The sequence below is a fragment of the Pediococcus parvulus genome, assembly GCF_007990205.1.
Taxonomy (GTDB): domain Bacteria; phylum Bacillota; class Bacilli; order Lactobacillales; family Lactobacillaceae; genus Pediococcus; species Pediococcus parvulus.
In genome coordinates this window covers 120,822-142,579 of the sequence record NZ_BJWE01000001.1, presented here as the reverse complement: position 1 = coordinate 142,579, position 21,758 = coordinate 120,822, and the positions used below count along the sequence as shown (strand labels likewise).

Below are 21,758 nucleotides of genomic sequence, written 5' to 3'. Positions count from 1 at the left end.
AAAATTGTTGGATATTCCTAAAATGATGCAATCTTCTATTCAATTAGACAGAAGCATTGCCGAGGAAAAGGGACTGACACTTAGTTGGCCTGCACGAATTAAAAATACTTTACTTTCTTTAGATGTTGAACTTTCGGAAGTTGCCAATACTTCTGAATGGTTTAAAGTTTGGAAAGCGCACAAAGGCAAACATGACGAAGGAAAAACAATTCGTGAAACGTTGTTAGTTGAGTATGTGGATGCGATTGATTTCTTTTTACTGTTTGCCAGTCAAAAGCAATGGGTTGAAAATGTTGATCTGAGCCCAGAACAATTCCAAAAACTAGAAACTAGTTCGGTAAAATTAGATTTAACGGATACCTATTTGGCAATTAAATCTATGTTGTTCAGTAGTTTTGTAAGCAACCGACCGGATAACTTTCGGCATGCTTGGCATTTGTATTTAAAAATGGGCATGGCGGGTTTTGGTTTTTCTGCTGACGAAATTGAAAGGGCTTTTGATCAGAAGAATAAAATCAATTATCAACGACAAGAAAATAATTGCTAATGAATCAAACAAAAAAGAGACCCCATGAGGTCTCTTTTTGTCTGTGTACTTCATTATATTTCTACAATACAATCGCTTAATTAATTGTTCTTAATGGTTTTATGTTTTGAGCGTGGCTGAGATTGTGGAAACAAAGAATCCCAATCGTTTATCACTTGAACAATAACCGCAAAAATAAAAATAATAAGAATGATCATCAATGGTCCCATAGAAACGCCTCCATTCGAATTTTACATTCTCATTATGACAATGTTACAGTAATGTTTCAAATGATATGCTCACGGGTTTTACAACCATAATATGTTTGAAAATAAGAGCAATATTTGTCGTTAGAACTCAAAAGAAGCTGAAAAATTATTTTTCAGCTTCTTTAAATTATGGACAACCTATTGTGTGGTGCCCACATTATTCAATTTTTGTTGAGCCTTAGTATCTTTGATGAATTGGTTATAAACTTTTTTTCGATTTGCAGATTGTTTAGTGATTGGATTTATGATCAAATGAATGACTTTATAAAATTCGGTACTAATTGATCCAGAAAGATCATCATCAAATCCATAATGATTTTGGTAAGCATTCTTAATGATATTTTTAATGCTCTTATCATTAGTAATCAGGAGTTCGCGTAATTTTTTCTTATCTTGTTTAGTCATATTCTTGCTGGCTTCTTTATTCAATTTGTTGACAGCTGAATAAATATTTTGGGCCGTCCCTGGTTTTTCAGAATCAAATTTTTCTAGAGATTTCAATAGCTGATTGACATATTTTTTATCAGTCTGTACTTGATTATATTTTTCAGAACTAATGACGACCGTGCCATACACTTTGTTACGGCTACATCCGGTTAAAAATAATCCTAGGATGAGAAAGGGAATTAACCAGTAAATTTTCTTTTTCATTTCATCAACTTCCTTCGTTCTTGCTATCCCTATGATACCTAAAAATGATGCAGAATGAAAGCATTTACTTAATACTTCCGTCGAATTAATCAAATTAATGGTAGGTTAGTAGTTTACTTATGGTCAGAGTAAAACACGGTTACGGTATTGACGAACTTTTTTTTTTAACTTATAATCAAAAGCGCGGACCGGTAGCTCAGCTGGATAGAGCATCCGCCTTCTAAGCGGAGGGTCGTGAGTTCGAACCTCACCCGGTTCATTGGAAAACCGTGGATACAGTTATTAAAATCAAGAATACCAACGTAATGGCATTCTTGATTTTTTGTTTTGCAAAAAATCACTGTTTGCAAATCTTTGTTTCACGAAAAAGGCTTTGATTAAATTTTGGTTTAAATATAGGGGAGAAAAGATGAAGAAGCGAAAGATAAATTGGTTGGTGGCGATTATCGTTATTGTCGCGTCACTATTTGGTGTTAATCAACGACAAATTGGCCAGTACGTTAGCCAATACAACAGTCACGAAACCAGCTTACCCACCAAACAAACAACTGTACAAAATGTTGCAGATAAGAATTTAAGTCAATTAACTTTTAAAAGTGGATCAGCATCATATTTGGAGGTCAATCACAACAAAAGTACTTTGGCAGTTTCTAGCTGGAAACAAAACAAGATTGATTATGGTAATTTGGATAATCTGAATCGTACGACTACAGCAATTGGGTATCTTGAACGCAGAAATTTAGTGCGTTCAGATACACGTAGTGCCCAGAGATGGCAGCCAACAGGATGGCATCAAAAAACAGTGTCCTTTGGAGACAGAAAAATTGAAATTTTGAATCGCGGACATTTGCTAGCCTATTCAGTCACTGGAAAAATTGATGATGAGGGAAAATATGATGAAAACGCCTTAGGCTCAATAGACAATCCCAAAAATTTGGCGACACAAACTGAATTTAGTAATCAACGGACGATGCAACTCTTTGAACAAAGAGTTCGTGAGGCGTTAAAAGCGGATAAAAAAGTGATATATAAAGTTACCACAGTTTTTAAAGGTCGTGGTCTGATGCCACTTGGGTATCATCTACAAGCACTATCAACTGACCAATCATTAAACTTTAACGTTTTTGTTTGGAATGTCGAACCTGGGGTTAAATTTGACTACAAAACTGGACGATCCAAATTGGATTCATCGATGAAAGTAAGTGAATAAAGACACCTTTAAAATGTGTATCAAGTTGTTAAACACGGACATCCAACCAATTTGCCATTTACAGGAAATGAGGAATAATTTTGGAAATTTCGCAGATAACTACCTTTAAGAATGAGCACTATGAATTATTATTAATTGCAGATCCCAATCGAAAACTAGTGGCACACTATCTTGAACACAGCGTTGGGTTTCAAATGATAGAAGAGGGAAAACTGGTGGGAGTCTTAGTATTAACCCCAATTAACCAAACACAAATCGAGCTGAAAAATATTTCAATTGCTACAAAACTTCAACATCAAGGGAAGACTCAATTTTTTATTCAATTTGCGCTTAAATATGCTAAACAAAAGAACTATCAAGAAATGCTGGTTGGTACTGGATCAACAAGTTTTGTGCAATTATACCTTTACCAAAAGATGGGATTTCGTTGTTTTGACGTCAAAACAAATTTCTTTACCGATAATTATGCGGACCCCATTTTTGAAAACGGGCTTCAATTGCATGACATGTTAATGCTTCGACAGAAACTTTGAGTTAAAAAGCTAATTTTTTGTTTTTTTATTAAAAGTACCGTAGAATCAAGTTCTGAATGGATTTGAAATTAGGAGCAAAGAACATGTCTAGTGAATTAGATCCTCGAATTATGAAAACAAAACAGCAGTTAAAAAGGGCCTTGATCAAGCTGTTATCTAAACAAAGTACGCAAAGCTTGAGTATTCAACAAATTACAGAAACAGCAGAGATTACGCGCGGAACTTTTTATCTGCACTACCATGATAAACAAGACTTTATTCAGACTATAGTGAATGATTTTGTTACGGATTTTTTTCAATGTGCCTTAGTGGACGCTAAAAGTTCTCTAAACGAAAAGATGGTCGTTTCAGAGCATACAGTTCACGCTTTTTCACTGGGAAAAGGTTTTAAATATATGGCAGATAACTATCAGGTTTTCATGGTGTTATTCGGTCTAGTGGGTGAAAACAATTTCACCGAAAAAATAAAACTTGGTTTTCATCATTATTTGGATACTTTTTTTGAATCCTTGGAATTGAAGGAAAATTTACAATCGGCAAATATCAAGGTGGAGGCTGATTTTGTGATTGCCGGATTGCTGGGGATTATGCAAGAGTGGTTATCAGGTGGTGGGGTGTATTCTCCCCGCTTTGTCAGCAATAAGATGTATAATTTAATTCGTACTAAAAGTACGGCTGTTGTTGGGGTAAGTGATTTTTTTGTTAAATGAACTAAGATTTGACTTTTTCCTGGTATTTTGATATTATTGTAACGTTGTATTTGTGGCTTCCACAGCTACAACCGCACGGCTCGAGTTTTTAAGTTCTATTTTAGACACTTTTAGCTGGCGAGTATTAGAAATGAGGAGGTGCACACTGTGTACGCAATTATTGAAACTGGTGGTAAACAACTTAAGGTTGAAGAAGGTCAATCCATTTTTGTTGAGAAATTAAACGTTAACGAAGGCGACAAGGTTACTTTTGACCAAGTTCTTTTCGTTGGTGGTGAATCAACAAAGATCGGTACACCAACTGTTGATGGCGCAACTGTTAATGGTACTGTTGAAAAACAAGGCAAAGACAAGAAAGTAACAACTTTCAAGTACAAAGCTAAGAAGAACCAACATTCCAAAAAAGGTCATCGTCAACCATACACAAAGGTTACGATCGACGCAATCAACGCTTAATTTTGAGGATTTTCGATGATAAAAGTGACAATTAAGCTAAGTTCACAAACTGGTGTTGAACAATTTAAAATGATTGGTCACGCTGATTCCGGTCCATATGGACAAGATATTGTTTGTGCGGCTGCTTCAGTACTGGCGATCAATACGATCAATAGTGTGGAACAGGTTGCTGGCGTAAAACCAGAAACGAAGATGGATGAGGAAAATGGTGGCCTTTTGTCTGCTAGTTTTCCAGTGATTCAAAATCGAGATCGGCTTTTACAAATGCAGGCAATTTTAAAAAGCTTTGTTATTGGAATGCAAGATATTTCTCAGAATTATTCACAATTTATAAAAATAAACATTCAAGATTAATATTCGGAGGTGTAAAGCTATGTTAATGAATTTACAATTCTTCAGTCATCATAAAGGTGGAGGTTCCACTTCTAATGGTCGTGATTCAGCAGGCCGTCGTCTTGGAACAAAGCGTGCCGATGGTCAGCCAGTTAAGGGTGGCATGATTATCTACCGTCAACGTGGAACTCATATTTATCCTGGTACAAATGTCGGTCGTGGAAATGATGATACATTATTTGCATTGACTGATGGTGTTGTCCGTTTTGAACGTAAAGGACGTGACAAACGTCAGGTTTCTGTTTATCCCGCAGCAGATGCAGAATAGTTTTAATGTGAGGGGCCAGAACACATAAGTTGTTCTGGTTCTTTTTTTGTCAAAATGCTTTAAAATAAATGTAACCCGTTTAACTTAGCTTGCTTTTAGGCTACTGGTATTGCTATAGTTAGGTGTAAAGAATTTTGGAGGTAAAAAAATGATTTCAACTTCAGATTTTAAAAATGGTTTAACAATTCAGGTTGATGGTGGAATTTGGCGTATTGTGGAATTTCAACATGTAAAACCTGGTAAGGGAAGCGCGTTTGTTCGAACAAAGTTAAAGAATTTACGAACAGATGCGGTTCAAGAAAAGACGTTCCGTGCTGGTGAAAAAATGGAACAAGCTATCATCGAAACTAAAAAAATGCAATATCTGTATAATGATGGTGACAATTTTGTGTTTATGGATAATAATACTTATGAGCAACTAGAAATTCCTGCAGAAAATCTTTCTGAAGAAAAAAATTATTTAGTTGAAAACATGGAAGTTAGTGTCATTATGTTCGGTGATGAAACTTTGGGAGTAGATTTGCCAAATACCGTTAATTTAAAGGTGACTGATACAGAACCAGGAATCCGTGGTGATACGGCTACTGGTGGATCTAAACCAGCAACTTTGGAAACGGGTTTAACGGTTCAAGTTCCGTTTTTTGTTAATGAAGATGATGTGTTGATTATTAACACAACTGATGGGACTTACGTTTCCCGAGCTTAATTTTAGCAGGAGGTTTATAAAATGGCAGAAGATAAATATTTAGCGCTGGCGGAACATAAACCAACACTTGGGGAGATTAAAATTGCTCCCGAGGTTGTTTCAATTATTGCTGGAATTTCTGTTGAAGAAGTTCAGGGCGTTCATTTAAGTAGCAGTGGTTTAAGTGAGAGTGTCACTTCATTTCTTACTAGAAACACAAAGGGCCAGGGCGTTAAACTTGGTTTAAGTGATGGCAAGTTACGTGTTGATGTGTATGTTTACCTTGATTATGGGACATCTGTTCCTGAAATTGCTAAGAAAGTTCAAAGTAAAGTAAATCAACAACTTTTATTTATGACTGAACTTGAAGTAACTGAGGTTAACATTCATGTGGAAGGAATTATTCCTGCCAAATCAACATCCACTGTGGACCCAGATGATATTTTTGCGGAAAATGATGGTGATGAAAAGTGAGTTTAAATCGACATCAAATTCGAGAGGCTGCTTTTCAAGTTTTGTTTGCATTGAGCAGCAATTCAGACGCCTCTCATGATGATTTATATCATCAAGTATTAGAAAGCTACCATGACACCTCAGAAGACGTTCCAACCTATCTTGTGCAACTTGTCGATGGTGTGACGACCCATCATCAAGAGTTGGATGAAGAAATTAGCAAGTTTTTAAAAAAGACTTGGTCGGTTGAACGTTTAGCAAGAACAGATCATCTTATCTTACAAATTGCTTTTTTTGAAATCAATTATGTGGAGGATGTCCCAGATAAGGTCGCAGTTAATGAAGCTCTTGAGCTAGCTAAGAAATATGCTGATGAAACAGCAAAAAACTTTATTAATGGCGTTCTTTCAAGCAAATTGGGATAGAATTTCTAAAATTTATAGTTTTGCAGAAATGAATTTTGAAGAAGTTATCCATTATAAATAATTTAAGTGAGCCAGAAAAAACAAATAGTTTTTTCTGGTTTTTTCGTATTTTCTAATATGCTAAACTATAGAGGTAAGTCATACATACAAGAGAGGTAATTTTATGGCAACTATTATGGATGGTAAAGCACTTGCAGCTGAAATTGACAAAACAACAACTGTTAGGATTCAACGTTTGGCTGACCAAGGAATTGTTCCTGGACTAGTTGTCATTTTAGTGGGTGACGATCCGGCTAGTAAAATTTATGTACGTAATAAAGAGCGTCGAGCAAAAAAAATGAAAATCAACTCGATTGTTCGCAATCTTCCGGATACAATTTCAGAAGCAGATCTCATAAAGATTATTCAAACATATAACGAAAATCCAACAATTCATGCAATTCTTGTCCAGTTGCCTTTGCCTGCACATATTAACGAATTTAATGTGACAAATGCGATAGCACCTGAAAAGGATGCAGATGGGTTTCATCCAACAAACATTGGCAAGTTAGTGATAAATCATACTGAGAAAACCCCAATTGCTTGTACTCCCCAGGGTATAATGTCTATTTTCAATGCGTATCATATTGATTTAGATGGCAAAAAAGCAGTTGTAGTTGGTAGAAGTACAATCGTGGGTAAGCCGATGGCAGCACTTTTGGTTAATGCCAATGCGACGGTCACAGTGGCACACAGTCATACTCATAATTTGTCTCAACTAACGCGAGAAGCGGATATTCTGGTTGTAGCTGTGGGCATTGCCAAATATATTAAGGAAGCAGATGTGAAGTCGGATGCAGTCGTAATTGATGTCGGCATGGACCGAGATGTAAATGGAAAGCTAGTTGGTGATGTGGATTTTGCTGAGGTTGAAAGAAAGGCTTCTTACATCACACCAGTACCAAAAGGAGTGGGGCCAATGACCATTACAACCCTAATTTCTCAAACCGTTGCATTAGCTGAATGGAGTAGTGAGAAAAATGGATAAAGAAAATTATCTAACGGTGACCGCTTTAACACAGTATATAAAACGTAAATTTGATGTTGATCCGTATTTAGGCCGTGTTTATTTGGTTGGTGAAATTTCCAATTTACGGATTCGTCCGCATGCGCACCAATATTTCAGTTTGAAAGATGATCATGCAAAAATTAATGCCATTATGTTTAAATCGGCATTTGAAAAAGTGAAATTTACGCCTGAAACCGGGATGAAAGTTTTAGTTACTGGAAGGCTATCTGTCTACGAGGCAAGCGGAAGCTATCAAATTTATATTGACAGTATGCAACCTGATGGGGTGGGTGCACTATATCAAGCATACGAACAGTTAAAGACGAAGTTAAGTGCCGAAGGATTATTTACGGCTCCAAAACAACCTCTAGTTCGATTCCCAAAAAGAATTGCCGTTATTACCAGTCCTTCTGGTGCTGTTATCCGGGATATTATAACCACGACACGTAGACGGTTCCCTATTACCCAATTGGTCTTGTTTCCTGCTCAAGTGCAGGGTACGGAAGCTGCAAAAGAAATAACAACGCGCATTCAACAAGTCAATGCACTTGGTAGTTTTGATACCATTATTTTAGGACGTGGCGGCGGTTCGATTGAGGATTTGTGGCCATTTAATGAAGAACAAGTTGCGAGGGCAATTTTTGCAAGTAAAATTCCAATTATTTCTTCAGTTGGACATGAAACGGACACAACGATTGCAGATTTGGTTGCCGATGTCAGGGCTGCAACGCCCACTGCGGCAGCTGAATTAGCCACACCGGTGCTCAGTGAAGAAATTTTGTATTTATCACAGCGCCGAACACGAATTTTTAATGCCTTTATGAATTTGTTAAAAAAAGATCGCCAAAGTTTAAATCGACTGGATCAATCCTATGTTTTTCAAGATCCTCGCCGGTTGTATGAAGGATATGTACAAAATCTTGATTATTTGAACGAAAGACTAAAGCAAAATATGACTGCCACTTTAAATTTTTACCAAAATCAGTTAAATAAAAGTCAGCAAACTTTGTTTTTGAATTCACCAGCAAATCATATTCAGCAAGAACAACAGACAGTTACAAATTTAAAAACAAGACTAAATAGAGGAATTCAGGCACTATTTACGACTAAGTCCACTGAACTAAAGCATTCAATTTCTGCGTTAGACTACTTAAGCCCATTGAAGATTATGAGTCGTGGATATAGTTATGTGACTCGGCAGGGAAAGGTTGTCAAAAAAGCCTCGGAATTGAAATCTGATACGGAAATCGAATTACATTTGAGTGATGGTACGGCCAAGGCTAAAGTAACTGAAACAGAACAAGGAGGACAAAAAAATGACTAAAAAACCTACTTTTGAAGAAAACTTAAAATCTTTAGACGAGATTGTGACCAATTTAGAAAAGGGTGATGTGCCCCTTGAAAAGGCACTAAACGAATTTAAGCGGGGCGTTGTCTTGAGTAAGGATTTACAAGACACTTTGCAAAACGCAGAAAAAACGTTAACCAAAATGATGGATGAAGATGGTCAAGAAGTTCCGTTCGAAGCATCAGATGATACAACTGAAGGCACAAATAAATAATGATCGAAAATGTGGAAACGCAAGCATTTATTCAAAAATACACTAAGGTCTTGAACCAGTTTTTAAAAGAACATTTGCCGGATAGCGTGACAAATTTAAGTTTAAGCGAGTCTATGCAGTATTCAGTTTTTGCAGGCGGAAAAAGACTACGGCCATTATTGCTATTAGCAATGCTACAAGTTAGTGGAACTGCCATTGATACCAATAGTGTCCAAGTTGCCGCTGCGCTGGAGCTTTTACACACATATTCTTTAATTCATGATGATTTACCAGCAATGGATAACGATGATTTGCGTAGAGGGCTGCCCACTAATCATAAAAAATATGGTGAGGCACTGGCTATCCTAGCCGGCGATGGGCTGTTAACGTTAGCTTTCGAGTGGATAGCGACCACCAAATTTAGTCCAAAAGTTGTGAGCCAGCTAACTTATGCATTGGCCCATGCAGCAGGCCCTGCAGGGATGGTTGCTGGTCAAGCTACTGACGTGTTGGGTGAAGGCAAGCAATTGTCATTTATGCAATTAAAGCAATTGCATAAGCAAAAGACGGGGGCTTTAATTACCTATACTGCACAAGCCGCTAATATTATCGCAACGACAAGTTCAATAAATCAGAAATACTTAGTTACGTTTGCTGAAAATTTTGGACTAGCTTTTCAAATATATGATGATTTAGAGGATGTTTTGAGTTCAGAAAAAGCTATGGGAAAAGCTGTTCACAAGGATGCTGAAGAGCATAAAAATACGTATCCAAGCATTCGCGGACTGACACAAAGCAAGAAAGATTTAATGCAGTGTGTCATGAATTGTCGAGAAGCACTTAACAAATTGCAACATAATGGGAATTCAACGAATTTATTGCAAGGCTTCTTAGAGTATTTTCAATTAAACGAGGAAGAAAAATGAAAAAAGAACGGGTTGATGTATTATTAGTATCACAGGGACTGTTTGATACACGCGAGCAGGCTAAACGTGCTGTGATGGCTGGCGAAATCCTAGGAGAAAATGAAGAGCGATTGGATAAACCTGGTAGTAAAATATCGGTTGATACTGAGCTACATTTTAAAGGGAAAAAGATGCCATATGTCAGTCGCGGAGGATTGAAACTTGAAAAAGCACTCAAAGTGTTTCACATTAGTGTGCAGGACAAGGTAGTTTTGGACATTGGTTCTTCAACTGGTGGATTTACAGATGTGATGCTTCAGAACGGTGCTAAATTAAGTTATGCGCTTGACGTGGGAACCAATCAGTTAGTTTGGAAATTACGCGAAGATCCCCGTGTGGTTGTTATGGAAAACACTAATTTTAGATATTCTCAATTGGACGACTTCACTCATGGTCAACCGGAATTTGCGTCAATTGACGTTTCTTTTATTTCGTTGAAACTAATTTTACCACCATTAAAAAATATTATTAAAGCAAATGGCAGTGTCGTTGCTTTGATCAAACCACAATTTGAAGCAGGAAAAGATAAGGTAGGCAAACACGGAATTATTCGTGATCCCAAAACTCATGAGGAAGTCTTAAAAAACACACTTGGTATGGCAGTTGAAAGTGGGTACAATGTTGTGGGGCTAGATTTTTCTCCGATTAAGGGTGGCGAAGGAAATATTGAGTTTTTGACCCATTTGGTTGCGACTAATGGTGAGGCTAAGATTGCGAAATCTGTTTCAATTTCTAAAACTTTAGAGTCTGCCTATGCGCAATTGAATCACGCAACAAAAGAGAAATAAAAGAGGTCGTGCCAAATGAAAAAAAGTGAACGCCAGAAGCATATTCAAAAAATCCTAATTGACAATGATGTTCAAAAGCAAGAAGATTTGGTAACTTTTTTAAGAGAGAGTGGAATTGAAGTCACGCAGGCAACAGTTTCGCGTGATATCCGCGACATGCAGTTAATTAAGTTACCTTCGAAAAATGGTGGCTATCATTACGCTTTGCCACCAAAAAAAGATGAAGATATTAAACTAAAGTTGGGAACTACACTTCAACAGTCGTTGCGAAAGATGACCAGTAATGCAACTTTTATTTTTTTGGCGGTTCAGCCAGGGAGTGGTCCTGCCATAGCTAGTTTGCTAAATCAACTAAATAGTAGTGATGTTTTAGGTGCCATTAGTGATGATGGCTCAGTGTTGGTCGTGACGACTAGTATAGAAGGCGTAGGTACCATTAAACAATTAATTTCAGAAATGCTAACGAATTGAGTCGAGCAATCAAATAGGTTGAGGTGAAAACATGCTGCAGGAATTATCAATTCGAAACTTTGCAATTATTGAAAAATTGAATATTGAATTTAATTCTGGAATGACCGTTTTGACTGGTGAAACAGGTGCAGGAAAATCGATTATTATTGATGCTGTTGGATTGCTTGCAGGCGGTCGCGGATCGGTTGATTTTATCCGTAAGGGGACTAAAAAGGCTGTTTTGCAAGGTATGTTTAGTATGGATAAAAATCCTGATACCTTGGCGTTATTAGACCAATATGGAATTGAACATGCGGATCCGACTTTAATTTTACAAAGAGAGATTCAAGCAAGTGGTCGTAATGTGTGTCGAATTAACGGTTCTTTAGTTAACACAACCATTCTAAAAAAAATCGGTGAAACCCTCATTGATATTCATGGGCAAAATGAGCATCAAGAACTAATGCAGCCTGAGAAACATTTGGGTATGCTGGATGAGTTCGCACGTAATGGTATCCAACCTCTTTTAAAACAGTATCAGCAAAAGTACGAACATTTCCAAAATTTAAAACAAAAATTTAATCGCAAAAAGGCTAACGAAAAGGAATGGGCACAAAGAGTTGATATGCTTCGCTTTCAAGTTAAAGAAATTGAAGATGCTAATCTGCAGGTTGGTGAAGAAGAACAACTTAATTCTCAAAAGGAACTTTTAGAAAACTTCCAAAAAATTAGCACGGCCCTTCAAACTGCACAGTTAGCTTTGGAAAATGAGGAGTCTGCTGGGGCAATTGATAGTACCGGTGAAGCGATGAATGCTTTGCGTGATATTGAAAATATTGATGATAAATATAAAAACATCTCAAATATTATTTCCTCAGCTTATTATCAGTTACAAGATGCCACAAGTGATATTAGTGGTGAGCTGGAAAATATGGAGTGGGATGAAGGCAAGCTAGACCAGGTAGAAAAACGGTTAGAAGAGATTTATCAACTTAAAAAGAAATATGGCGATAATATTCAACAAATTTTAGCTTATGATCAAAAAGCTTCTGAGGAACTTCATAGCATGGTTGATTCAGAATCTGATGAAGACCAAATGGAATCTCAATTAGAGACGATTCAAGAACAGCTCAAAAAAATTGCCCTTCAATTATCGACAACTCGTAAACAAGCAGCAAGTAAGTTACAGGTTGCAGTTCATGACCAACTAAAACAACTGTATATGGATAAGGCCGAATTTGAAGTGCACTTCGATGAATCTGCTGGTTTGAAATTTAAATCGACTGGAATTGACAATGTTGAGTTTTATCTGCGAACCAATCCCGGCGAGTCTATGGGGCCGTTGTCTAGGATCGCATCTGGTGGAGAGCTTTCTCGAATTATGTTGGCGTTGAAGACAATTTTTGCAAAATCACAGGGTGTTACTAGCATTATCTTTGATGAAGTAGATACAGGTGTTAGTGGCCGGGTTGCGCAAGCTATTGCTGAGAAAATCAAGCTTATTGCAAGTTACTCGCAGGTTTTATGTATCACCCATTTGCCACAAGTGGCCGCAGAAGCAGATCATCAATTCTTTGTCTCAAAGGCAGTAAAAGGTGGCCGTACAGAAACAAAATTGAGTGACTTGAATGAAAACGGTCGGGTACAAGAGTTGGCCAGAATGTTGGCAGGTAGTACAGTTACAAAATTAAGTATTCAACATGCAAAAGAGCTTCTTAAGATGGCCCATACATCTTAGAAAACTCTTTTTTATTTTTTTCTGAGGACTGATAGGGCGGCCTTTTAGTTAATTAATTGGCCATAACGTTTGCAGAAAGGGGCCCATGTACGATACGATAGACTCAGTTGTACTTAAAAAAGAATGGAGTTGACGTACGTGTTTTTAGAGATGAAACATCTTTCAAAGATTTACGGTGGAAATAAGGCCGTCGATGACTTTAATCTCGATGTTAAAAAAGGTGAGTTTATTTGTTTTATCGGGACTTCAGGTTCTGGAAAGACAACGACGATGCGGATGATTAATCGAATGTTGAACCCTACCGAAGGTTCAATTAAATTAAATGGGGAAGACGTTTTAAAAGCGGATCCCGTTAAGTTACGCCGTAAGATTGGGTATGTTATCCAAAATATTGGGTTAATGCCTCACATGACAATTCGCGATAATATTACAATTGTGCCAAAATTACTTAAATGGTCTGAAGAAAAACGTAACGAACGTGCTAAAGAAATGATTAAAATGGTTAAATTACCAGAAGAATTTTTGGATCGTTATCCATCTGAATTATCAGGAGGACAACAACAACGAATTGGGGTTGTTCGTGCCTTAGCAGCAGATCAAGATTTAATTTTAATGGATGAGCCATTTGGAGCATTGGATCCCATTACACGTGAGTCTTTACAGGACTTTGTGAAAGATTTGCAAATGCGTTTAGGGAAGACGTTAATATTTGTGACGCATGATATGGATGAAGCTTTAAAATTGGCTACTCGCATTGTGGTCATGAGTCATGGAAAAATGATTCAAGTAGCCACACCGGATGAAATTTTGCGCCATCCTGCAAATGAGTTCGTCGAGAATTTAATTGGAAAAGACCGCTTAATTCAGGCTAGACCAAGTATTACCACGGTTGGCCAAGTGATGTATAACAACGCCGTTTCGATTACACCAGGTAGATCATTAAAAGAAGCTTTAAAGCTAATGCATGAAAAACGAGTTGATACTTTACTTGTCACTGATGATACTGGTGTCCTGAAGGGTTATGTTGGCATTGAGCAGATTGACTATAACTACAATACGGCAACTAGTGTTGATGATGTGATGACACGAAAAGTATTTTATGTAAATGAAAATTCTATTATTCGAGATACGGTTGAACGAATCTTGAAGCGCGGTTATAAAAACGTTCCAGTTGTTGATGAAAACAAGAAGTTGGTTGGAATTGTGACCCGGGCTTCTTTAGTTGATATTGTGTATGATGCGCTTTGGGGAGATTCTGATACGCAAACACATGATAAAAAGAAAGAGGATACCAAGCCAGCTGAAAAAGTAGAGGCGGGTGACGATAAATCGTGATTATTTTTATCCAAACATACGGGGGTCAGTTACTTTATAAAATTTGGCAACATATTTATATTTCTGGAATTGCCCTTGGTTTAGGCGTGATAGTTGCAGTTCCTTTAGGAGTGGCATTGACCCGATTAAAGAAAGCTTCGTCGATCATTATTGAAATAGCAAGTGTCCTACAGACGGTTCCCGCTTTAGCATTGTTAGCGATGATGATTCCGCTTTTTGGAATTGGTGCGCTGCCGGCCATTGTTGCCTTATTTATCTACTCGCTTTTGCCAATTTTACGTAACACGTATTTGGGCTTGAACGGTGTGGATGCTAGTTTAAAGGATGCAGCAAAAGGGATGGGTATGACAAATATGCAGTCTATAATAAAGCTGGAGTTGCCAATGGCGGTTCCGGTTATTATGAGTGGTATTCGTTTGTCTGCTACCTACGTCATTGCGTGGACTGCGTTAGCTTCTTATATTGGTGCTGGCGGTTTAGGTGACTTTATTTTTAATGGTTTAAACCTATACCGTACTGATTTGATTTTAGGAGGATCCATTCCAGTTATTTTGTTAGCTTTGTTGGTTGACTGGCTATTAGCCAAACTAGAAGCTTGGCTCACCCCTAAAACGACAAGTAATGTAAGATCATAGAAAGGGGATCGCAATGAAAAAAATAACACGATTTTTGAAGGTTGGAATATTACTATTTGTTTCAACGTTTATCTTGAGCGGTTGCGGATTCCCCGGCCTAAACTCGTCATCCCAGGATACGGTACGAATTGCAACCCAAAATACAACTGAACAACAAATTATGGCGTATATGATTTCTGATTTGATTCAGCATGATACCAATTTAAAAACAACTTTGATTAATAATTTGGGATCTGGTTCTGTAAGTTTCCAAGCGCTTAAAAATGATAATGCTGATATTTCGGCCGTTCGATATAACGGAACGGATCTCACTACTATTTTTGGTCAAGATGCTATCAAAAGTCCTTCGGTTACGACACGGAAGGTTCGCAAGATTTTTCAAGAAAAATACCATATGACTTATTTTCCGTCTTACGGTTTTGCTGATACTTATGCATTTATGGTGACCGGTAAATTAGCTCGAAAAGAGAATTTAAAAACTGTTAGTGATTTAAAGAATTTGGCTCCCAAAATGACCGTTGGTGCCGACCAAATTTGGGTTAACCGAAAAGGGGATGGCTATACTGGATTTACTCAGGTCTATGGCTTTCAATTTGAAAAGGTTTATCCAATGCAGATTGGTTTAGTCTATAGTGCGGTTCAGTCCGGTAAAATGAACGCGGTATTAGGTTATTCAACTGATGGGCGGATTAAAAGTTATGATTTGAAAGTTCTGAAGGATAATAAACAATTCTTCCCGCCTTATAATGCAAGTCCTTTAGCAACAGACAAAGTTCTTAAAGAACATCCAGAATTGAAAAAGGTTCTGCTTAAACTAAAGGGAAAAATTTCGTTAACCACGATGCAAACGTTGAATGCTAAAGTTGATAATGATTTAATTGAGCCTCAGGTGGTTGCTAAACAATTCTTAGAACAACATAACTATTTTGATGGAAAGGATGGGAAATAGAATGGAAAACTTAAACACTTTTCAACAATTGGCTTATTATTTTTCTCATAACGGTTTATATGTGCTTACTCAGTTTGATCGTCATTTCCTAATTTCCATTTATGGAGTTGTGTTTGCTGCAATCGTGGGAATTCCTTTAGGTATTTTGATTGCCCGGCACTCAAAACTGAGTGCAACCGTAATTGGCATCGCCAATGTGATTCAAACGGTTCCTTCCTTGGCAATGTTGTCTATTATCATGCTGGGCTTAGGACTGGGTGTTAACACAGTTATTGCAACCGTCTTTTTATATGCGTTGTTACCCATTATAAAAAACACATACAGTGGTATGCAGAGTGTGGATGCCAGTATCCTTGATTCCGGAAAGGGAATGGGAATGACTCGCTTTCAAATGCTGTACATGGTTGAACTGCCACTTTCAATGTCGGTCATTATGGCCGGTATAAGAAACGCTTTGGTTCTAGCAATTGGAATTACCGCAATCGGGACCTTCGTTGGTGCTGGTGGTCTTGGAGATATTATTATCCGTGGGACTAATGCAACAAATGGTGGTGCCATTATCTTAGCTGGCGCATTGCCAACAGCTTTAATGGCTATTATTTCTGATTTAGTTTTAGGCTGGTTACAAAATAGATTGGATCCAGTTTATAAACTTGCTAAGCAACATAAATAGATATCCGTTATTAGTAAGTCTTTTTAACGAAACGAATATCTTCTATTTGTAAAAGGTAAGTCACTTTCTGGCCTTGAGTAGCTAAAAGAAAACGGTTTTTAGCAATTTTTGTTAGTAAGCCGGTTGTTTCATAAATTGTGTTATTGGCATTGATTTGAATTGTTACCTTATAGTTTTTATCAATGGCTTGAGCTAAGAATGATTTTAATTGAAATTTCGGCATTTGGGGTTCAATGCCCTCTAGCTCTGGTTCTGAAAAAAGCTTTTGATAGGAATTCTGGACGAATTCGGAGACACGATTATGATTCTGTTGTAAATTTTCCATATTTTCCACCTCGAACGTTTGTTTGTGTTTTCATTATACGAACAAACGTTCACAAATGCAATAGAAAATATAAAAGTTGTCTAAATGGACGAAAAGTGTGCTTAAACCTTGATTTGTAGTTGAAAAGAGTGGTTAAAAAAGCGATAATAGGAGTACATTACATTTAGGAGATTTTAAATTATGGCAAAAAGAGGAATGCTTATCGTTTTATCAGGTCCATCCGGAGTTGGTAAAGGGACGGTACGTAAAGCAATCTTTGACCAAGGTGGGAATGATTTTCAATATTCCATTTCGATGACAACCCGAAAACCTCGTGAAGGTGAGGTCAATGGTGTTGATTATTACTTCGTTTCTAAGGAAGAGTTTGAACATAACATTGAAACTGGTCAAATGTTGGAGTATGCAAAATACGTTGACAATTATTACGGGACTCCTTTGAAGTACGTTAACGAAACATTAGATCGTGGAAAAGATGTTTTTTTAGAAATTGAAGTAAATGGTGCCTTACAGGTTAGACAGAAGTCTCCAGATGGTGTGTTTGTCTTTTTGACGCCTCCTGATTTGATGGAATTAAAACAACGAATCATAAATCGAGGCACAGAAGATATGGAAACCATTAACAAACGCATGGCAAAAGCTGTTGAAGAAATTCGCATGATGCGAGATTATGATTTTGCTGTTGTGAATGACAAAGTTGAAAATGCTGTTGAAAGTATTAAAACGATTATTAAAAGTGAACGATTCCGCGTTGATCGTGTGTTTCCAGAATATGAAGAAATGTTAGGAGATAAATAAAATGATTTTATATCCATCAGTTGATGATTTATTAGAACGTGTGGATTCACGTTACTCATTAATTATGTTAGCAAGCAAACGTGCCCATGAATTAGATGCTGGCGCACAACCACTTTTAGACAAATATGAGTCTTCTAAAAGTGTTGGTCAGGCACTTGAAGAAATTGTTGCAGGTGATGTCGTAATTGATCCTGACAAAACCGAATTTTAAAGTTTGTGATACAAAGGCCTGAGAGAGATTTCTTTCAGACCTTTTTTCGATTTTAAGAGTAGTTTCTAGCGAGGAGAAGTTTTATGTGGAAAGATAAGCATATTACATTTTTTATTACCGGTGGGATAGCCACGTACAAAGTGGTGGAATTGATTCGTTTAGTTCAAAAACAAGGTGCTCAGGTCCGGGTTGCTATGACAAATACGGCTATGAAATTTGTAGGTAAAGCGACTTTCCAAACGATTAGTCAGCATCCAGTGCAAACCGGTTTATTTGAACAGGTCACCAGTGCACCAGTTGCTCACGTGGAATTGGCAGATTGGACAGATATCGCGATTGTGGCGCCAGCAACGGCCAATATCATGAGTAAAATGGCCAATGGATTGGCAGATGATTTTGTCAGTACCACGTTATTGGCACTTACTGCGCCAATATTTGTAATTCCCGCAATGAATGTGCATATGTGGCAGAGCTCAGCGGTCCAACGCAACATTAAAATCTTAAAAGTTGATGGTGTGAATGTTATGGATCCAGATGAAGGATTGCTAGCGGAGGGCTATTCAGGTAAAGGCCGTTTTCCTGAAAACACAACAGTCATGCAATATATCGAGAAAAAAATTACGGTGAAAAACTATTCTAACTTAGCTAGCTTGAAAAACAAAAAGATTTTGATAACTGCCGGTGGCACGCGAGAATATCTTGATCCAGTTCGCTATATTTCTAATCGATCCTCTGGTAAAATGGGGTATGCTTTTGCAGAAGTTGCACAAACAGCTGGTGCTGAGGTTACTTTGATTTCTGCAACCAAACAGCTGGCGACTCCAAACGGGGTTAAAGTTATTTATGTGGAAACTGTGACGGAAATGATGACTGCGGTTCACAATAATTTTGACAAGGCAGATATTTTGATTATGGCAGCTGCGGTTTCTGATTATCAGCCAGTGCAGTTTGAGAACCATAAAATTAAAAAGGCTACTCAATCTGACAAATTGATCTTAGAACTTCAAGAAACACCAGATATCTTAAAAAGTTTAAAGAACTTGCATACCAATCAGTTTGTCGTTGGATTTGCAGCAGAAACAGAAGATCTTCTTAATAACGCTAAAGGAAAACTAAGGGCTAAAGGCGCTGATATGATTGTGGCTAATGATGTGTACCGTCACGATATCGGATTTGATGTTGATGAAAATGCAGTAACCATTTTGCAGCCAAATGAACCTAATATTCAAATTTCCAAAGAAAATAAAAAAGTTATCGCAAAAAAAGTACTAGAAGTAATTGCAAAGCGGTTTGCATAAGCAGGTGAAATTATGATCCAAGTTGCCAAAATAATTGTTGATGTTCCAACGATGCAGACAAATAGTCCTTATTCTTATTTAATCCCTAAACAACTGACAAATGAGCTTCAAGTTGGCATGCGGGTTGTGGTTCCATTTGGTAATGGTAATCGAAAAGTGCAAGGGTTTGTCGTTCAAATTGGAATGGAAGAAGTTGATGCTGATCAGCTGAAATCAATTGAAAGTTTGATGGACTTAGAACCAGTTTTAAACACGGAATTAATTCAATTATCTCGTTGGCTAGCAGATACCACATTTTCATTCCAAATTACTTGTTTATTAACGATGTTACCAAATGTGATGCGGGCAAAGTATAGTAAGCAACTGAAAATTGTTGATGATCAGATGAGTGAAGAACAGTTAGCTGATATTTTGCCATCTACTCAGTGGCAAGATTTTGAAACGGACACGCTTTCACCGTTACAACAAAGTGAGTTATCTAAGCTTCGAAAACAAGGCAAAATTGAAATTGTGTATCGCGTTAAAAACCAAGCACAAACAAAACAGATTTTTCAAATTGAGTCTCACATTAATGCGGAACAAGAATCTGGAATTGTAGATTCTCTTCGAAAAAATGCCACTAAAATGCGTGATCTTGTTCATTTTCTAGCTAACCAGTCTAAAATAGTTTCTCAAACGACTTTAGAAAAGAAACTTGCCATCAGTTCAGCAACAATTAAAGCTGGCGAGGCGAAAGGATGGCTGGTACGTAAAAAAGTAGAGCAATATCGCGATCCGTATAAAGAGTTTAAAGGGAAAACGACGCCCCTTACTTTAAATCAGGAACAGCAAACAGCCCTTGATGAGATTTCTCAAAGTATTGAGAAGTCCCAAGCGAAGACTTTTTTGCTTGAAGGAGTCACTGGAAGTGGCAAGACAGAAGTTTATTTACAAACGATTGCTTACGCGCTTGCTAAAGGAAAAACAGCTATTATGTTGGTTCCAGAAATTGCCTTAACGCCTCAAATGGTTACCAGAGTTAAGGGCCGGTTTGGCAAACAAGTGGCCGTTTTACACAGTGGCCTTTCGGATGGAGAAAAATTTGATGAATGGCGCAGAATCAAACGCCATGAAGCACAAGTCGTGGTTGGTGCACGGTCGGCAATTTTTGCGCCCATTGAAAATGTGGGCGTCATCATTATTGATGAAGAACATGAAACCAGTTATAAACAAGATGACGCACCGCGATATCATGCTAGAAATGTGGCCCAGTGGCGAAGCAAGTTTTACAATTGCCCATTGGTACTCGGTAGTGCCACACCTTCTTTAGAATCAAGAGCGCGAAGTGAACGGCAAGTTTATCAATTATTGCGGTTACCCAATCGAATTAATGGACATCCATTGCCTAAAGTTCAAATTATTGATATGCGTGAAGAATTGCAAACAGGTGCTGATCAAAACTTTTCGCAACCTTTACTAAATGCAATTGATAAACGTTTGAACATGCAACAACAAAGTATTTTGATGTTAAACCGGCGGGGGTATTCCTCGTTTATCATGTGCCGTGATTGTGGGTTTGTTCTGAAATGCCCTAACTGTGACATCTCTTTAACTCTACACATGGATAGTCGTAGCATGAAATGTCATTACTGTGGTCATGAAGAACCGATTCCTAAACAGTGTCCTAATTGTCATAGCCGAAAAATTCGTTATTATGGGACCGGAACAGAAAAAGTAGAACAAGAGTTGAAGACCAAGTTTCCTAGTGCACGAATCTTACGAATGGATGTGGATACCACTCGGCGTAAAGGGGCACATGAAAGAATATTACGTCAGTTTGGTGAACGTCGGGCAGACATTTTGCTGGGGACGCAAATGATTGCCAAGGGACTAGATTTTCCCAACGTGACACTCGTTGGTGTGCTTAATGCGGATACCGCCTTAGAGTTGCCTGATTTCCGTTCTAGTGAACGCACATTTCAATTGTTGACGCAGGTAAGTGGACGTGCAGGGCGTGCTGATAAGTTAGGAGAAGTGTTTGTGCAAACCTTTAATCCTGACCACTATGCCATTCAGCTGGCTAAGACTCAAAACTATGAAAACTTTTTCCGAAAAGAAATGTACATTCGTCATCAGGGAAAGTACCCGCCCTATTACTTCACACTTCAGATTACTGCAGCCAATAAAGAAGAAAAAATGGCGGCCCAAAAAATGTTTGCTGTTTTAAAAGAATTGCGACCGCAGTTAAGTGCTGATGCCATTGTTTTGGGCCCTACACCTAAACCGATTGCACGGGTCAAAAATAAATATTATTATCAAATTGTGATTAAATATAAACATGAACCCAATCTCCATACAGCTGTTACCAAAATTTTACAGGAATCTCAAAGTGATTATCGTCAAGGCATTCAGTTATCGATTGATGCCGAACCACAATCATTTATGTAGG

27 protein-coding genes, 1 tRNA gene and 1 other annotated feature are annotated in these 21,758 nt (G+C 37.7%); of the genes, 26 read left to right on the top strand and 2 right to left on the bottom strand.

What is annotated here, in order from left to right; genetic code table 11:
* Positions 1–7: 7 nt before the first annotated feature.
* The gene (locus tag PPA04_RS00700; protein WP_147206661.1) at positions 8–547 is read left to right on the top strand and encodes a dUTP diphosphatase; all 540 of its coding nucleotides are present in this window, start codon (positions 8–10) and stop codon (positions 545–547) included.
* 386 nt (positions 548–933) lie between these two features.
* On the opposite strand, the gene PPA04_RS00695 is transcribed toward PPA04_RS00700, so the two are convergent.
* On the bottom strand, positions 934–1,446 hold the full coding sequence (locus tag PPA04_RS00695) for a hypothetical protein (protein ID WP_057783462.1): 513 nt from the start codon (positions 1,444–1,446) through the stop codon (positions 934–936).
* A 185-nt stretch (positions 1,447–1,631) separates the two neighbouring features.
* Between PPA04_RS00695 and PPA04_RS00690 the strand changes: the two genes are divergently transcribed.
* The 21 genes from PPA04_RS00690 to PPA04_RS00590 all read left to right on the top strand — a co-directional run bounded on the left by PPA04_RS00690 (position 1,632) and on the right by PPA04_RS00590 (position 16,701).
* Positions 1,632–1,705 (top strand) — tRNA-Arg (locus PPA04_RS00690).
* Positions 1,706–1,855: 150 nt separating this feature from the next.
* Positions 1,856–2,656 carry a DNA/RNA non-specific endonuclease gene (locus PPA04_RS00685; protein WP_057783464.1) on the top strand — a complete coding sequence of 267 codons (801 nt, stop codon included), beginning with the start codon at positions 1,856–1,858 and terminating at the stop codon, positions 2,654–2,656.
* A gap of 80 nt (positions 2,657–2,736) precedes the next feature.
* Positions 2,737–3,189 carry a GNAT family N-acetyltransferase gene (locus PPA04_RS00680; protein WP_147206660.1) on the top strand — a complete coding sequence of 151 codons (453 nt, stop codon included), beginning with the start codon at positions 2,737–2,739 and terminating at the stop codon, positions 3,187–3,189.
* Between the two features lie 83 nt (positions 3,190–3,272).
* Positions 3,273–3,899 carry a TetR/AcrR family transcriptional regulator gene (locus PPA04_RS00675; RefSeq protein WP_057783468.1) on the top strand — a complete coding sequence of 209 codons (627 nt, stop codon included), beginning with the start codon at positions 3,273–3,275 and terminating at the stop codon, positions 3,897–3,899.
* Positions 3,900–3,958: 59 nt separating this feature from the next.
* Positions 3,959–4,034 (top strand) — a sequence feature (ribosomal protein L21 leader region).
* Positions 4,035–4,046: 12 nt separating this feature from the next.
* Positions 4,047–4,355 carry a 50S ribosomal protein L21 gene (gene rplU / locus PPA04_RS00670; RefSeq protein ID WP_057783470.1) on the top strand — a complete coding sequence of 103 codons (309 nt, stop codon included), beginning with the start codon at positions 4,047–4,049 and terminating at the stop codon, positions 4,353–4,355.
* 15 nt (positions 4,356–4,370) lie between these two features.
* Positions 4,371–4,709 (top strand): ribosomal-processing cysteine protease Prp, encoded by a 339-nt coding sequence (locus PPA04_RS00665; protein ID WP_057783472.1) that lies wholly within the window; start codon positions 4,371–4,373, stop codon positions 4,707–4,709.
* Positions 4,710–4,728: 19 nt separating this feature from the next.
* Positions 4,729–5,016: a 50S ribosomal protein L27 gene (gene rpmA, locus PPA04_RS00660; RefSeq protein ID WP_057772564.1), complete on the top strand. Its 288-nt coding sequence runs from the start codon at positions 4,729–4,731 to the stop codon at positions 5,014–5,016.
* A 148-nt stretch (positions 5,017–5,164) separates the two neighbouring features.
* The gene (gene efp / locus PPA04_RS00655) at positions 5,165–5,722 is read left to right on the top strand and encodes an elongation factor P (protein WP_057783474.1); all 558 of its coding nucleotides are present in this window, start codon (positions 5,165–5,167) and stop codon (positions 5,720–5,722) included.
* 21 nt (positions 5,723–5,743) lie between these two features.
* Entirely contained in the window at positions 5,744–6,175 is a 432-nt protein-coding gene (locus PPA04_RS00650) for an Asp23/Gls24 family envelope stress response protein (protein ID WP_057783476.1), read from the top strand.
* Positions 6,172–6,579, top strand: a complete 408-nt coding sequence (nusB, locus tag PPA04_RS00645; protein ID WP_057783479.1) for a transcription antitermination factor NusB — start codon at positions 6,172–6,174, stop codon at positions 6,577–6,579. The genes PPA04_RS00650 and nusB overlap by 4 nt, the downstream gene beginning before the upstream one ends.
* Before the next feature lie 163 nt (positions 6,580–6,742).
* Positions 6,743–7,606, top strand: coding sequence for a bifunctional 5,10-methylenetetrahydrofolate dehydrogenase/5,10-methenyltetrahydrofolate cyclohydrolase (locus PPA04_RS00640; protein WP_057783480.1), 864 nt, complete (start codon positions 6,743–6,745; stop codon positions 7,604–7,606).
* Positions 7,599–8,951, top strand: coding sequence for an exodeoxyribonuclease VII large subunit (gene xseA, locus PPA04_RS00635; RefSeq protein WP_057783482.1), 1,353 nt, complete (start codon positions 7,599–7,601; stop codon positions 8,949–8,951). Before PPA04_RS00640 ends, xseA begins: the two co-directional genes overlap by 8 nt.
* The gene (locus tag PPA04_RS00630; RefSeq protein WP_057783484.1) at positions 8,944–9,189 is read left to right on the top strand and encodes an exodeoxyribonuclease VII small subunit; all 246 of its coding nucleotides are present in this window, start codon (positions 8,944–8,946) and stop codon (positions 9,187–9,189) included. The genes xseA and PPA04_RS00630 overlap by 8 nt, the downstream gene beginning before the upstream one ends.
* Positions 9,189–10,094, top strand: coding sequence for a polyprenyl synthetase family protein (locus tag PPA04_RS00625; protein WP_057783486.1), 906 nt, complete (start codon positions 9,189–9,191; stop codon positions 10,092–10,094). Before PPA04_RS00630 ends, PPA04_RS00625 begins: the two co-directional genes overlap by 1 nt.
* A complete protein-coding gene (locus tag PPA04_RS00620; RefSeq protein WP_057783488.1) occupies positions 10,091–10,921 on the top strand; it encodes a TlyA family RNA methyltransferase in 831 nt (276 codons plus the stop codon). The genes PPA04_RS00625 and PPA04_RS00620 overlap by 4 nt, the downstream gene beginning before the upstream one ends.
* A gap of 15 nt (positions 10,922–10,936) precedes the next feature.
* On the top strand, positions 10,937–11,392 hold the full coding sequence (locus PPA04_RS00615) for an arginine repressor (protein ID WP_057783490.1): 456 nt from the start codon (positions 10,937–10,939) through the stop codon (positions 11,390–11,392).
* A 31-nt stretch (positions 11,393–11,423) separates the two neighbouring features.
* Positions 11,424–13,109 carry a DNA repair protein RecN gene (gene recN / locus PPA04_RS00610; RefSeq protein ID WP_057783492.1) on the top strand — a complete coding sequence of 562 codons (1,686 nt, stop codon included), beginning with the start codon at positions 11,424–11,426 and terminating at the stop codon, positions 13,107–13,109.
* Positions 13,110–13,259: 150 nt separating this feature from the next.
* Positions 13,260–14,444 carry a betaine/proline/choline family ABC transporter ATP-binding protein gene (locus PPA04_RS00605; protein WP_186806935.1) on the top strand — a complete coding sequence of 395 codons (1,185 nt, stop codon included), beginning with the start codon at positions 13,260–13,262 and terminating at the stop codon, positions 14,442–14,444.
* A complete protein-coding gene (locus tag PPA04_RS00600) occupies positions 14,441–15,079 on the top strand; it encodes an ABC transporter permease (protein ID WP_057783496.1) in 639 nt (212 codons plus the stop codon). Before PPA04_RS00605 ends, PPA04_RS00600 begins: the two co-directional genes overlap by 4 nt.
* A 13-nt stretch (positions 15,080–15,092) precedes the next feature.
* Positions 15,093–16,028 (top strand): osmoprotectant ABC transporter substrate-binding protein, encoded by a 936-nt coding sequence (locus tag PPA04_RS00595; RefSeq protein ID WP_057783498.1) that lies wholly within the window; start codon positions 15,093–15,095, stop codon positions 16,026–16,028.
* Position 16,029: 1 nt separating this feature from the next.
* Complete coding sequence (locus tag PPA04_RS00590; RefSeq protein ID WP_057783500.1) at positions 16,030–16,701, top strand: ABC transporter permease; 672 nt, start codon at positions 16,030–16,032, stop codon at positions 16,699–16,701.
* Between the two features lie 10 nt (positions 16,702–16,711).
* Here the strand turns inward: PPA04_RS00590 and PPA04_RS00585 are convergent, their stop codons facing one another.
* Positions 16,712–17,026 carry a hypothetical protein gene (locus PPA04_RS00585; protein ID WP_057783502.1) on the bottom strand — a complete coding sequence of 105 codons (315 nt, stop codon included), beginning with the start codon at positions 17,024–17,026 and terminating at the stop codon, positions 16,712–16,714.
* Between the two features lie 180 nt (positions 17,027–17,206).
* Between PPA04_RS00585 and gmk the strand changes: the two genes are divergently transcribed.
* From gmk to priA, 4 genes are all read left to right on the top strand, one after another.
* Positions 17,207–17,821: a guanylate kinase gene (gene gmk, locus PPA04_RS00580; RefSeq protein WP_057783504.1), complete on the top strand. Its 615-nt coding sequence runs from the start codon at positions 17,207–17,209 to the stop codon at positions 17,819–17,821.
* Position 17,822: 1 nt separating this feature from the next.
* Entirely contained in the window at positions 17,823–18,032 is a 210-nt protein-coding gene (gene rpoZ / locus PPA04_RS00575) for a DNA-directed RNA polymerase subunit omega (RefSeq protein WP_057783506.1), read from the top strand.
* An 83-nt stretch (positions 18,033–18,115) separates the two neighbouring features.
* On the top strand, positions 18,116–19,330 hold the full coding sequence (gene coaBC / locus PPA04_RS00570; RefSeq protein WP_057783508.1) for a bifunctional phosphopantothenoylcysteine decarboxylase/phosphopantothenate--cysteine ligase CoaBC: 1,215 nt from the start codon (positions 18,116–18,118) through the stop codon (positions 19,328–19,330).
* 12 nt (positions 19,331–19,342) lie between these two features.
* Complete coding sequence (gene priA, locus PPA04_RS00565; protein WP_057783510.1) at positions 19,343–21,757, top strand: primosomal protein N'; 2,415 nt, start codon at positions 19,343–19,345, stop codon at positions 21,755–21,757.
* The last annotated feature ends 1 nt before the right edge of the window (position 21,758 follow it).